Origin of the sequence: Pedobacter sp. L105 (genome assembly GCF_009765875.1) — a bacterium.
Lineage (GTDB): Bacteria > Bacteroidota > Bacteroidia > Sphingobacteriales > Sphingobacteriaceae > Pedobacter.
In genome coordinates, this window is record NZ_LMUP01000004.1 from 536,497 (window position 1) to 549,987 (window position 13,491).

13 protein-coding genes are annotated in these 13,491 nt (G+C 40.4%); 8 read left to right on the forward strand and 5 right to left on the reverse strand.

The features are described from left to right. Positions 1 to 29: 29 nt before the first annotated feature. Genes GSQ84_RS07470 through GSQ84_RS07480 form a run of 3 tightly spaced genes read left to right on the forward strand, consistent with a single transcriptional unit; the run spans position 30 to position 5,616 of the window. Positions 30 to 1,322, forward strand: a complete 1,293-nt coding sequence (locus GSQ84_RS07470; protein WP_158796626.1) for a TolC family protein — start codon at positions 30 to 32, stop codon at positions 1,320 to 1,322. A 7-nt stretch (positions 1,323 to 1,329) separates the two neighbouring features. Further along, on the forward strand, positions 1,330 to 2,433 hold the full coding sequence (locus GSQ84_RS07475) for an efflux RND transporter periplasmic adaptor subunit (protein WP_158796627.1): 1,104 nt from the start codon (positions 1,330 to 1,332) through the stop codon (positions 2,431 to 2,433). 30 nt (positions 2,434 to 2,463) lie between these two features. Next, the gene (locus GSQ84_RS07480) at positions 2,464 to 5,616 is read left to right on the forward strand and encodes an efflux RND transporter permease subunit (protein WP_158796628.1); all 3,153 of its coding nucleotides are present in this window, start codon (positions 2,464 to 2,466) and stop codon (positions 5,614 to 5,616) included. Between the two features lie 110 nt (positions 5,617 to 5,726). Here the strand turns inward: GSQ84_RS07480 and GSQ84_RS07485 are convergent, their stop codons facing one another. Further along, positions 5,727 to 6,974 carry a type II toxin-antitoxin system HipA family toxin gene (locus GSQ84_RS07485; protein WP_158796629.1) on the reverse strand — a complete coding sequence of 416 codons (1,248 nt, stop codon included), beginning with the start codon at positions 6,972 to 6,974 and terminating at the stop codon, positions 5,727 to 5,729. A gap of 3 nt (positions 6,975 to 6,977) precedes the next feature. Then, complete coding sequence (locus GSQ84_RS07490) at positions 6,978 to 7,271, reverse strand: helix-turn-helix domain-containing protein (protein WP_158796630.1); 294 nt, start codon at positions 7,269 to 7,271, stop codon at positions 6,978 to 6,980. A 220-nt stretch (positions 7,272 to 7,491) separates the two neighbouring features. Here GSQ84_RS07490 and GSQ84_RS07495 point away from each other — a divergent pair, with 220 nt between their 5' ends. Both GSQ84_RS07495 and GSQ84_RS07500 read left to right on the forward strand, forming a co-directional pair. Then, positions 7,492 to 7,737, forward strand: coding sequence for a hypothetical protein (locus GSQ84_RS07495; protein WP_158796631.1), 246 nt, complete (start codon positions 7,492 to 7,494; stop codon positions 7,735 to 7,737). Beyond that, positions 7,737 to 8,429: a YgaP-like transmembrane domain gene (locus GSQ84_RS07500; protein ID WP_158796632.1), complete on the forward strand. Its 693-nt coding sequence runs from the start codon at positions 7,737 to 7,739 to the stop codon at positions 8,427 to 8,429. Before GSQ84_RS07495 ends, GSQ84_RS07500 begins: the two co-directional genes overlap by 1 nt. A gap of 17 nt (positions 8,430 to 8,446) precedes the next feature. Here the strand turns inward: GSQ84_RS07500 and GSQ84_RS07505 are convergent, their stop codons facing one another. Beyond that, entirely contained in the window at positions 8,447 to 8,944 is a 498-nt protein-coding gene (locus GSQ84_RS07505) for a DUF5362 family protein (protein ID WP_158796633.1), read from the reverse strand. A gap of 129 nt (positions 8,945 to 9,073) precedes the next feature. Here GSQ84_RS07505 and ychF point away from each other — a divergent pair, with 129 nt between their 5' ends. The 3 genes from ychF (at position 9,074) to GSQ84_RS07520 (ending at position 12,250) form a co-directional block, all read left to right on the forward strand. After that, positions 9,074 to 10,168, forward strand: coding sequence for a redox-regulated ATPase YchF (gene ychF, locus GSQ84_RS07510; protein WP_158796634.1), 1,095 nt, complete (start codon positions 9,074 to 9,076; stop codon positions 10,166 to 10,168). Between the two features lie 766 nt (positions 10,169 to 10,934). Further along, the gene (locus GSQ84_RS07515; protein ID WP_158796635.1) at positions 10,935 to 11,582 is read left to right on the forward strand and encodes a DUF6266 family protein; all 648 of its coding nucleotides are present in this window, start codon (positions 10,935 to 10,937) and stop codon (positions 11,580 to 11,582) included. Between the two features lie 2 nt (positions 11,583 to 11,584). Further along, positions 11,585 to 12,250, forward strand: a complete 666-nt coding sequence (locus GSQ84_RS07520; protein ID WP_158796636.1) for a DUF6266 family protein — start codon at positions 11,585 to 11,587, stop codon at positions 12,248 to 12,250. Between the two features lie 169 nt (positions 12,251 to 12,419). On the opposite strand, the gene GSQ84_RS07525 is transcribed toward GSQ84_RS07520, so the two are convergent. Together GSQ84_RS07525 and GSQ84_RS28350 are read right to left on the reverse strand one after the other, a co-directional pair. Continuing rightward, positions 12,420 to 12,680, reverse strand: a complete 261-nt coding sequence (locus GSQ84_RS07525) for a DUF86 domain-containing protein (RefSeq protein ID WP_216848891.1) — start codon at positions 12,678 to 12,680, stop codon at positions 12,420 to 12,422. Positions 12,681 to 12,721: 41 nt separating this feature from the next. Further along, positions 12,722 to 12,991, reverse strand: coding sequence for a nucleotidyltransferase domain-containing protein (locus GSQ84_RS28350; RefSeq protein ID WP_174238649.1), 270 nt, complete (start codon positions 12,989 to 12,991; stop codon positions 12,722 to 12,724). Positions 12,992 to 13,491 lie beyond the last annotated feature (500 nt).

Genomic DNA, 13,491 nt, shown 5'->3' on the forward strand with positions numbered 1-13,491 from the left:
AATTAGTTTTGCCTTAAAACAATGTATAAATGACTATCCCAAAACCGAAAATTTACAAGCTATTCCTCTGTTTCGCCCTGCTAGGTATCACAGAAAATGTTGCAGCCCAGTCTGCTGCTGACACCCTCCAGATTACCCTCCCCCAGGCAGAAAAACTTTTTCTTCAAAACAATTACCAGTTAATTGCGCAGAATTATCAAACTGACCAGGCGCGTGCGGATATCATTACAGCGAAACTGTTTGATAACCCACAATTGAGTGCAGAAACGCAGCTCTACAACCAGAATACTAAAAGATTTTTTGAAACCTCCAAACAAAACGGAGAATACCAGGCTTCCATTTCTCAGCTGGTTAAACTGGCAGGAAAAAGGAATAAGAATATTCAGGTAGCACAAGCTGGCGTAAAACTGGCAGAGTACCAGTATTTTGACCTGATGCGCACGCTGAGATACAATTTGAGATCCAATTTTTACAAAACTTATTATGCCCAGCAAAGTGCTAAATTGTATCAGCAGCAGATTAATTCCCTTCAGAAATTGTTATCCGCTTCAGAAGATCAGCTAAAAGCAGGTAATATTGCCGCGAAAGATATCATCAGGATCAAATCGCTGGTATATAGCCTGCAAACGGAATACAATAACCTGGAGAACAGCATCGAAGATATGGAGACCGACCTTAAATTGCTCACCAATATCAAACCTGATGCTGCCCTTGTATTGGTGATGGACCCGATAGAAGAACAAAACTACCAATTAGATAAAACAGTATATATCAACCTGCTGGATTCTGCACGAAACAACCGTGCCGACCTTAAACTGACCCAAACGGGGATCGTTTATGCAGAAAAGAACCTGAAACTGCAGAGAGCTATGGCAGTTCCGGATGTACAGTTCTCCTTAACCTATGATTTACAGGGAAGTTACCCAATGAATTATACCGGTTTGGGATTAAGCATTCCATTGCCCCTGTTTAACAGAAACCAGGGAGAAATTAAAAAAGCAAAAATTGCTATTGATGCGGGAAAAACCTTGTTGAACCAACAGGAAGCCACCCTGGAGAATGAAGTGAATAACAGCTATAAATCGGCTTTAAGAACGGAAAATCTCTACAATGGCTTCGATAAGAATTTCAATTCAGACTTTGACAAGCTGATCAGTGAAGTTATCAAAAACTTTAAGAGCAGAAACCTGAGCTTAATCGAGTTTATGGATTTCTACGACTCTTACAGAACAAACACACTTCAGATGAATGATATGAGATATCAGCGTATGAACTCCAAAGAAGAAATCAACTATGTTACTGGTTCCACAATTTTCAAATAATAGACACATGCAAACCCAAATCAAAAACTTCAGTAAGCTTACGCTCAGCATCCTGACGGCTGTTTTCCTATTACAGGGCTGTTCAGAACACCCGAAAGAAGCGCCAAAAGAAGAAAAATTCGCCGTTACAGATTCCCTGTTGAAAAGACTATTAGTTGATACTGTAAAAAACCCAAATAGTGAAACCGATTTAAGCTTCTCTGCCAAGATAGCTCCTAATGAAGATGCCACTGCAAGAATATTCCCTATGGTGAGCGGAAACGTACGCAGCGTTCCTGTAAAATTAGGCGATAAAGTATCCAAAGGACAGGTACTGGCCGTGATGGGCAGTGCCGAAATGGCCAATTTTGATAAAGAAGCCATCAGTTCTTCTGCCGACCTTAGAAATGCAACCAGAGCTTTAAAAGTAGCACAGGACATGTATAACAGTGGTTTGTCTTCTGCAAGGGACCTGGAAATTGCTAAAAATGATTTGCTGGTAAAAGAAGCAGAAAATAAACGTACTACCGCAGTGCTCAACTTAAACGGCGGAAGCACTACAGGAAGTTATACACTGAAAACACCGATCTCGGGATTTGTAATTGAGAAAAATGTGAACAGCAATATGCAGCTGAGACCAGATAACAGCCAGAGCTTGTTTACTGTAGCTGATTTGTCTACCGTATGGGCGGTGATCAATATCTATGAATCAGATATCTCCAGCATTCAGCAGGGAGATGCAGTAAAAATCTCTATCCTTTCTTACCCTGATAAAACCTTTACCGGTAAAATTGATAAGATCTACAATATCCTTGATGCAGACAGCAAGGTGATGAATGCACGTGTGAGTATCGCCAACCCGGGTTACCTGTTAAAACCAGGAATGCTGGCAACGGTACAGATCGCTGCCAAATCGTCTAACGACCTGCCTTCCATCAATGCCAATAATATTGTTTTCGATGAAAATAAAAATTATGTGCTGCTGCTTGATCCGGTAAAAAAAGTACGGATACAGGAAGTAACGATCGAAAGGAAGTCTGGTGACAGAGCCTATATCAGTAATGGACTAAAAGCAGGCGACCGTATTGTTGCTTCGAAACAGGTATTCCTTTACGAAAGCCTTAAAGACTAATTTTCAGGACATCAGATTAAACCCATTATAATGAATAAATTCATTAAGACGATCATAGGTTTTGCCTTAAAAAATAAATACTTCATATTCTTTGCCACGCTCATTATGATCCTGGCAGGCTACCTCAGCTTCAAGAATACCACCATTGAAGCATTTCCCGATGTAACCAATACCAACATCACGATCATTACCCAATGGCCGGGACGTAGTGCCGAGGAAGTAGAACGATTTGTAACCAGACCGCTCGAAATAGCGATGAACCCTACCGAGAAAAGAACCAGTATCCGTTCTTCTTCCCTATTCGGTTTATCCATTGTTAAGATCACCTTTGAAGACGATGTAGATTATGCCTTTGCAAGGGTACAGGTAAACAACCATATCGGCGATGCAGATCTGCCGGCAGGTGTAAATCCGGGAGTTGAACCTCCATACGGACCAACGGGAGAGATTTTCCGTTATACATTGAAAAGTGATAAAAAATCTGTAAGGGAATTAAAAACCCTGCAAGACTGGGTAGTACAGCGCGAATTGCTTTCTGTACCCGGCATAGCCGATGTAGTGAGTTTTGGAGGGGAAGTAAAAACCTACCAGATTACTGTAGACCCGCAGAAATCTATCCAATACGGTGTTACCGCTACGCAGATTTTCGATGCCGTTTCTAAAAGTAATATCAACGTAGGCGGTGATGTTATTGTACAAGGCGGACAAGCTTATGTGGTACGTGGTATCGGTGTATTGAACAATATCGACGAGATCAAAAATGTGATTGTAGACAATGTTAACGGAACCCCGATCTTTGTTAAAACCATTGGCGACGTAACCGAAAGTGCACTGCCCCGCCTGGGACAGGTGGGCCGCGATAATGACCCCGACGTAGTTGAGGGCATCGTGGTGATGCGCAAAGGTGAAAACCCGAGTGAAGTACTGAAACGACTAAAAGAAAAAATTGCGGATATCAATGACAATATCCTGCCTTCAGATACAAAGATCAGTACTTTCTATGACAGGGAGAACCTGGTAAACTTTGCTATCCATACAGTAATGCATAACATGATGGAGGGGATTATCTTCGTTACGGTGATTGTATTCCTGTTTATGGCCGACTGGAGAACTACTGTTATTGTTTCCATCATTATCCCGCTGGCACTGCTCTTCGCCTTTATCTGTTTGAAATTAAAGGGAATGTCTGCCAACTTATTATCGATGGGGGCGATTGACTTTGGTATCATCATAGACGGGGCCGTGGTGATGGTAGAGGGTATCTTTGTAGCCCTCGACCATCGTGCCGAACAGGACGGAATGGAGAAATTTAATAAACTGAGTAAACTCGGTATTATTAAACGTGCCTGCATGGAAAACGGTAAAGGTATCTTTTTCGCCAAACTGATCATTGTAACTGGTTTACTGCCAATTTTCACTTTTGAAAAGGTAGAAGGTAAAATGTTCTCGCCCTTGGCCTGGACCTTGAGTTTTGCCTTACTGGGTGCCCTGATCCTTACTTTTACACTGGTACCTGCCCTGGCAAGTGTATTGTTGAAAAAGGATGTAAAAGAAAAACATAATTTCTTCCTGAGGGCTATTACCAACGGAACGCTTAAAATTTATAACGGTGCTTTCAAAGCACGTCAGGTGGTGTTTATTTCCGCCATGGTTATCCTGATAGTAGGTTTATTCAGCTTTAAGTTCCTCGGAACAGAATTCCTGCCCTCACTGGATGAAGGGTCTATCTATGTAAGGGCAAGTGCACCTTTGAGTATTTCACTGGATGAAACCAAAAAGGTATCCAATGAGATGCGGAAGATCTTCCTTCATTTTGATGAGGTGAAACAGGTAGTTTCACAAACAGGAAGACCGAATGATGGAACAGATGCCACAGGTTTTTACAATATGGAGTTCCTGGTAGACATTTATCCAAAAGATGAGTGGAAACGTAAGGAAACCAAAGAACAACTGATAGACCGCATGCAGGATAAACTGAAAGGTTTTCCGGGTGTGAGCTTAAACTTCTCCCAGCCGATCTCGGATAACGTGGAAGAAGCCGTATCAGGGGTGAAAGGATCTATCGTGGTGAAGATGTTTGGAGACAACTATGATTATATCGAGAAGGAGGAAGAGAAAATCCAGAACATCCTGAAAACAGTAAACGGTATCGAAGATTTAGGTATCCTGCGCAACTTAGGTCAGCCGGAACTACAGATCGATCTTGATCAGACTAAAATGGCACTCTACGGTGTAAGAACTGACGACGCCAATGCAGTGATTGAGATGGCTATCGGTGGAAAGGCCGCTACCCAGATCTTTGAAGGTGAACGTAAGTTCGACCTGAGGATCAGGTATCCGGATTCTTTCAGACAAAGTGAAGAATCTATAGGTGCACTGAGGATACAAAGTATTTCTGGTGCCAAGGTTCCGTTAAGCGAAATCTCGACGATCAAAAAAGTAACCGGTCCGAGTATCATTTACCGCGATGCACATAAACGTTATGGAGCTATCAAGTTCTCCATCAGGGGAAGGGATATGGGTAGTACCATTGCTGAAGCACAGGCTAAAGTAAATGCTGCGATCAAATTACCTAAAGCTTATAAATTACAATGGGCAGGAGATTTCGAGAATCAGCAAAGGGCAACAGCCAGGTTATCACAGGCAGTGCCGATCAGTTTATTGCTGATCTTCTTTATCCTTTTTGTACTGTTCGGAAACATCAAAGATTCACTGCTGGTATTGAATAATGTTCCTTTTGCAATGGTGGGCGGTATTTTAGCCTTACTGATCTCAGGGGTTAACTTCAACATCTCGGCAGGTATCGGTTTCATTGCCTTATTCGGTATCTGCGTGCAGAACGGGGTAATCCTGTTAACCAGGTTTAAAACCAATATTGCCGACCTGAAGTTTCATCCAAGCTGGACATTTATAGATGCGCTGAGGGATGGTATCGCTACCCGTCTGCGTCCTGTAATCATGACCGCAATGATGGCTGCAATCGGTTTAATGCCAGCAGCTTTATCAACCGGTATCGGTTCTGAAGCATCAAAACCACTGGCTATCGTAGTGATCGGGGGACTGATCACCAATACCATATTTAGTCTTTTTGTTTATCCCATTGTATTTTACTGGGCATATCGTAAAAAAGCAGATCATATTGTTGATACAAGAGATCTGTCAAGAGAAACTGGAAACGTCTAATAGCTTTCAGTTGGTTAGGGTTGTGTTTGCACCCGTGCAAAAGGATTGGCAGATCTTTGAAGCACAATGGTCAGGCACTAAAAGGGGCTCCGCGAATTGGAGCCCCTTTTTTATTTAAAAGCTCCGGCCATTAATTCCCTTTCAGCCCTAGGGATACCAATCCTTTTGGCCACTTTTTCCCAGCTATTCACGGCCGACCGGACCTCTTCAATAATCTTGTCCATTTGCTTGTCATCAAGCTTAAAATATTCTCCAACACTTTTTGCCAAATCATAACTCAGTGCATTATTATTGGCATCTATATTTAAAGCAAGACCATTTTTATCAATAGAAGGATTGATGTCAAATGCGGGTGATAATACCCACCCCTTATCGCTCAATAAAAATCCATGATTGCGCAGGTGATCATCTGTATTGGATATCGATATATTAAATATAATCCTTCGCCAGAGCTGATGTAAATCTTTTTCTATAGCAGCTCCTCTAAACTGTATAAACTCTGCCAGATCCAGATAACCTACATTTTCTTCTTTGATCGTATCTTCATTATGACCTGTCATGGTCATAGCAGAAGAAAAATGTATACGTTCTTTACTTTTACGATCAAACCTTCTGGTGAAAAAAGTATCATGCGGCCCGTGGATTTTTTCTATCCGGCATTCCGACATTTCTATACCGGTTTTCAAGGCAAGTTCATAAGCAAGATATTCCCATGCAGCTTTATTGATCGTATCATTTTTAGAGGGAAACTTGGCGATCCACAGCTCTCCGTTATGATCCAGGATATTAGCCTTAGACCTCGCTCCTCCCAACGAGGAGCCCGGAGATAACAACAGGTTAAGCCATTTTTCTGAATCTTTGCTGCCCGAATTGTTTTCCAGCATTTTTGCAGCATGCTGCAGCTCCCGGATACTTGTCCAGGGAGGAGTACGATGATCAGGTTCATTATTCAAAAAAGGTTCTTCAGGATCAAGCTTAAAACGTAAAGCGCCCATTCTTCCTTCATCATTTACACCCAATAAAAAATTGAGCTCATACAAATTCGGAGAAACTGTCCCACGCTCTGCAGCCCGTTGTGCGGCCTGTCTTTTCATCAATGTGCGGCCCCATGTATCAGGCATTGAATCTATGAACACGTCAAAATTTTCTTTGCCATTTGGAAACTGGATTCCAGAATACCACTCAATATCCGGATCCAGTAAAAACTGTTCCTCACTATCAATCCACTCGGCACTATATTCAAAGCTGAACGTTTTTCTTCCTTTGCCATGATGGGCAGAAAGAATTCCTATGATTTTAGGCAGCTCCATTCCAACCCAATGCGCATATACCCAGATGTCCGTTTTATCCGCTGCCATCACTTATTTACCCAATAACTTAAGATCCTGAAGTTTCCTACCAAATAGATCATCTGCCGCTATTTTATACACATCATCCTGAAGGTTCAATACCCTGAGCACATTGAAATATGCCCCCAGGGATACGCTGGGGCTACCCTTCTCAATGTTCGAGAGGGTACCTCTGTCTATACCTGCACGCTCTGAAACCTGTAAAGCAGTAAACTTCCTTCTTTTTCTTGCCAGCCTGATGTTCTCTCCTAAAACATCCAGGATTTTCTGATGCTTAGGAAAAATGATATGTTTTTTGCTTTTCATGGCGCTGTATATTAAGAGCAAAAATAATAAAAATGCAGATAATATACAGCATCAATTACTGAACCTTACAATATTGAAATCATAATTATCCCTACAAAGGCAGCTTTGGCCAATTTTAAGCTTTAAACAAAACCTTAAATTCAGGGATTTAGACATCAATTGGCGATAAGCTAAAACACTCTGCCTTTTGAGCTGTTACCTATTTATAAACCTAGAAAACATGGCAGATTTAGAAGAAAACAACCCGGGATTTGACATCAGCGTTCAGCTGGATGGAGAAAACAAAAATATCACTGTACAGCCTGATGAAACGAGCGATGGCGTAGAATATTTTATCTGCAAGGTGGGCGATGACCAGATTACCCAGGTAAGATTTGACAATGGCAAGTGGGACCAGCTTTGGGGTGAACTGAGCCAGGAAGAGGTAGATGCAATTGGCCACGAAATTGAACAAGAACAGCAATAATGGAAGCACCTGAAACACATATGAAATTACGCTCCGGTAAGTTCTCTATAGAAAAAGAGCATATAGAGAATGTAGGCCTGACAGAACGTTTTGTTTCCGTCTTTGCCGGAGCAGTACTGATGAGCAAATTTCAGAATCCTTTAAAACCCCGTTTCCTATATGGGGCATATTTAACCTACAGAGGTTTTACCGGGCATTGTTTGGTTTATGACCAGCTGGGTATAGACAGTAAAAAAGCACAGGCTATTAATATCCGCGGTGAATATATCATTGATAGGCCTGCGAAAGAAGTATACAGCTATTGGCGAAACCTGAATAACCTTCCGGTAAGTCTTAACCGCCTGCTGGATGTGAAGATGATCGACGAGCATTTGTCACACTGGAAAACAAAGGTACTGGGCAACCTGCTCCCAATAGACTGGAAAGCAGAAATTGTAAAAGATGAACCCGGACATTTAATTGGCTGGAGTGCTACTTCAGATTCTGCGATTAAACATACAGGAAGGGTAGAATTTGATGAAACTGCCGATGGCCGGGGTACAACACTCAAAATTGTGCTTTCCTACCATCCACCTGCCGGCGGTTTGGGCATTGGTGTAGGCAGGTTATTAACACCTTATTTTGAATTGCTCCTAAGCAAAGAAATCAATACGTTTAAAGACCAGATAGAAAGTCCTAAACGTTCATTTTAATATCATAGCGGGGTAGCTTATGCTGCCCCGTGTCCTGCTACAGCTACTCCTGCGACTACTACAAAAATCATCATCATTAAGTAGAAAGCGATAAAAGCTATCGTTAAGATGCCCCAGAATTTAAAGAAAGACTTTAACTTGCTCATGGCTTCGCTTAAAGTTGCCTGTTCTCCAAATAAGATGGCCTGGTTAGCGGCTGTAGAAAATTTATACAACTGAAAACTCGGGTAAAATTGTATCACGGCCAGCAATAAATAAACAATGGTAATGCCTGCTGCACCAACTTTTAACAAAGGGCTATCAGGACTTGCCGCAGCGATAGTGCTTAAAAAAGCATTAGCACCAAACGCTGTTAAAGCGGTTAAGGCAGAAAATATAAACCCTACAATAGACAAAAACTTGGTCCATTTAGCTGTCTCATAGAGATAACTGCGCACATCTTCAGAAATATATAAGGCTTCCACCTCTTCTTCTTCCTGCTGAAAATCCGGTTTTATTTCTTCAAAGTCGTCCATGATATTGTGCTGTTAAAATTATTTTTTTAGTTTTTAAACATAAAGAATATTTGGCTGAAGCGCAAGTTTATTCCCTCCATGATTTAAAAAATTTGATACCTTTGCGGCAAATAAAGAAAATAATCATTCATGGCATTACAATGTGGTATAGTTGGTTTACCAAATGTTGGAAAATCTACCTTATTTAACTGTTTATCAAACGCAAAAGCTCAGGCAGCTAATTTTCCTTTTTGCACGATTGAACCTAATATCGGTGTAATTACCGTACCTGACGAAAGACTGAACAAGCTTGCTGAGCTGGTAAAGCCTAACCGTGTAGTACCGAATACGATTGAGATCGTTGATATTGCCGGTTTGGTAAAAGGCGCATCAAAAGGTGAAGGACTGGGCAACCAGTTCCTGGGAAACATCAGAGCTACCAATGCTATCATTCATGTACTGCGTTGTTTTGACGACGGCAATGTGATCCACGTAGACGGTTCTGTTGATCCTATCCGCGATAAAGAGATCATCGATACAGAATTACAGCTGAAAGATCTGGATACGGTTGAAAAACGCATTCAGAAAGTAGAGAAACTGGCTAAAACAGATAAAGAAGCAAAACGGACTTTCGAAATTCTGAGTGTGATCAAACCTCACCTGGAAAGCGGAAAATCGGTACGTTCTGCAGCACTGGAACAAGAAGACTTCGAGTTTATTGAAGGACTGGGACTTTTAACACAGAAACCAGTAATGTATGTATGTAATGTAGATGAGAATTCCGTGATTAACGGTAATGCCTACGTTGACAAAGTTAAAGAGGCCGTAAAAGGTGAAAATGCAGAAGTGTTAATTATCTCTGCTAAAATAGAATCTGAAATTGCCGAACTGGAAAGCTATGAAGAGCGTCAGGAGTTTTTATCTGACCTTGGACTGGAAGAATCGGGAGTAAATAAACTGATCCTTGCGGCCTACCGCTTATTGGATTTGTATACCTATTTCACTGCTGGTGTACAGGAAGTAAGGTCATGGACTATTACCAAAGGTTTTACTGCTCCGCAGGCTGCCGGTGTGATCCATACAGACTTCGAAAAAGGATTTATCCGCGCAGAGGTGATCAAGTATATCGACTTTGTAACTTTAGGTTCTGAGAACGCTTGTAAAGACGCAGGAAAACTAAATGTTGAAGGTAAAACCTATGTGGTAGAGGATGGTGATATCATGCACTTCCGTTTCAACGTATAATTCATATTGAACTGCGGTTTGCCTATCTGGTAAACCGCAGTTATTCAATGTTTTTTGAAAACGATAAAAACATTCGTATTATAGTTTTGTTATCTGATAATGAGAACGCTATCTTGCGCTCGAACAGCAATCCCCTGCTGAAAAATAACATCCGTTTATCAATTGCATTTATTTCAAGCACATGAATTGGGTACCACCCGGGTTACAGTCGGAAACGGTTCGGAAACGGTTCGGAAACGGGTTTGTAGAAAATCCTGTTGAAGCCTAAATGTAGCTTTATTGCAGCCCTACCATGTATACCCCATCTGTACCTTATCCGTACTCCATCTATACCCCATGTATACCCCTATGGGTATACATGGGGTATAGTTGGAGTACTTTTCGGGTATATTTAGGGTACAGGTGGTAGGACTTCAACAGGAATAAATCAAAGCTTCTGGAAAACTTTCTCTGCATCCGTTTCCGAATCGTTCCCGACCAGGGTCCGGCAAAAAGTAAATAAGTATTTGGGGATGGAATTAAAAAGGAGACAAGGAATGTAATTTAATTATATTTTTCAACAATTATTGTATTTATTTAAAATAATATTTAATTTTATTGGAACACTATTTATTAAAGATCCGACTGTATTTATGAATGTATTAATCCTACGCTGAATTATAATTTGCCGGTATTCGCATTAAGATGATCACCAGATAATTTAAAGAGGCGTAATTGAATTGTTAAATAAACAAATAATTAATTATAAACCTAAATTATCAAAAAAATGGCAAATGTAGTAAGCGGCCCGGCAACGGGCTATTCAGGAACAGTAGGCGGCGTTACTTATAGTCAGCAACCCAACGGCGCGCCAACCACAGCAAAGCAAAAAAACAAAAAGAGCGACAAGCCACTTACGCCAGGTCAGCTATCGGTATGTATGGATACGGCGATCACCGCTGCATTCATCAAATCAATTGAAAACTTCGCTAAAGCTGGTTATGCAATTCAGGCAAAAAAGGACAGGATGAACCAGCACAATTCTATGGTACGTTATATGCGGGCAACAGCATTAACCGGCGTATATCCTGAACGCAAAATTGATTTCCCTAGATTACTGGTGAGTAAAGGGGAAATGCCTGCACCAAGAGATGTAACAGTTACAGTAAATGAATTTGGGTTCGTCTTTACCTGGAATCCTGAAACCAATATTAAAGCTGTACATTATAGCGATCAGATCATGTTGTTGGCTTATTTCCCGGAGTTAAACTCAGGAGAATCCCATATAGGCGGTGCACAAAGATATATTGGTAAAGATTTGTTAGCACTAAGTGGTGTTGAACATGGTTATGTAGCAGAAATCTATATTTCATTCATCGCCAATGACCGCAGCAGCGTATCAAATAGTATTTATCTTGGACAATTAACCTGGTAATTATGGGAATCAGAACGAAAGCCCCTATTATTGGGGATATCAGCGGAAAAGTAGGAACAGTGGTACTGAGTACCTGGAGAGGGCTAAACATCATAAAAGAAGTTCCATCAACAAGAAAAAATAAAAAAGTACCCGAGAAGGTGGCACAGCAAAATGGTCTTTTCAAGATAGTCAGCCAGTTTTTGGAATTTTCTGGGAATGATATTATAAAAAGAGGATACCAGCTTCGGAAAAAAGAGAACATGACTGCTTTTAATTTTGCTACTTCTTATCATATGCTGAATGCCGTTACAGGTACATTTCCTAACTTTAGTATAGATTTGAGTAAGGTAAAATTTAGCCGTCCGCTTAATTCAACACAGAAAGGATGGAATGCCGTATTTATCGAGGATGAAAACGGAGATCTGAAAGTAAAATGGGAGCTTAATCCTTTTCCTAAAAAAACTACTCAGCTGGATGACGAGGCTGTTGTAATTTTTTACAATGCAACACGTGGAAATTTTAGAATAAGTTATGATGTGCAAAGGAGTTCGCTTGGTTATATTTATCCTGTTAAACGTCAGCCGTCATTGGTGGGACACGAGATCTTTAGCTGGTTATTTTTTATTTCCGCGGATGGGAAATTGGTCTCAGAGACAACGTATTTGGGTATGCTAAAAATGATTTAACAAATGAAGGTTTATTTACGGAAAGATCATTTTTAGCGCAATCTATGTTGTCGTATCTTCAAGATTAAGGGTGATATCACGCACAGCGTCGGTGTAGATTTCGCCCTTAATCATAAATGAATTAGGTTAAATTGATTATTATTCACCTAATATACCTTCAATTTCCGACTTAAGAAGAGGAAGATGCTGAAAAAAAGATAGACCAAATGATTTCATCGGAGACCGTATCATATCCGTGTATGATTCTATTACGAGTGTTCACCATTTGCCTTGTATTGCTTAATGATATATCTGGTTCGACTTGAAGTATACGATTCATGGCTTCACCAATGATCTCAATATTACGTTCCACAGCTCTTTTTGTTTTCCCATCCCGTTCGTATATTTCAAATTCAACAGTGTCTTCTTCAAAAAAAACTTTCAATTTCAACAATTGCGTTTAGCATGTCATAAAGCCAAACTTGTATTTTTTCATCCATATACTAACTTTCGCTGTTTTTCCAATGACCTTTTAAAGTAAGGATTTTTCAGTGCCTTTTCCTCCAATAGATCAACAGGCCGTTTAAAGATATCCTCCAGAGAAAATTTCAGATTATAATAATTGTTAGCGTAGTCATTAATTTTAATCTTATCAAAATTGACAATTAGATCAATATCGCTAGAATCTTTAAACTGATCAGTGAGCACTGAGCCAAATGCGTACAATTGATCCACATTATATTTAATACAAAGCAGTTGTATATCATTTTAATATTTTTCTAGCAGATTCATACGTTTAAGATCTCTGCACAAAAATACGTTATTTCTAATTGAATTCTTATAAAGTGCATCGATTCTATTTCTGACTAAAACTAATTTCAAGTTCCTTGCGGTTATTTTTAAGTGTGCAGGATTAAGACTACTTCTCCGTTTAAGAGCAATAAACAAAAAGCCCCGGATCAGTAGGTCCAGGGATAAGCCCGTCCCACCTTTGATAGACTTCATTTAAGGCAAGCTCATTTTTACTAGCTATATAAGCAGATGAAATATATTCAGAGGCAACTATTCCGAAGTTCATATTAATATTTGCCCTGTAAAAACATTAAGACTTATACTTGTTCTCTCTATAATTGGATATCACATGTTGTGATTTCCATTCTCACAGCCCCCGGCTGAAACAAGAGATCAATTGGAAAGCGCCTGAACAACCTTACACTTTGGCAACCTTATTGCCCAGGCATTCGTAACCTAAGCGAACCTGC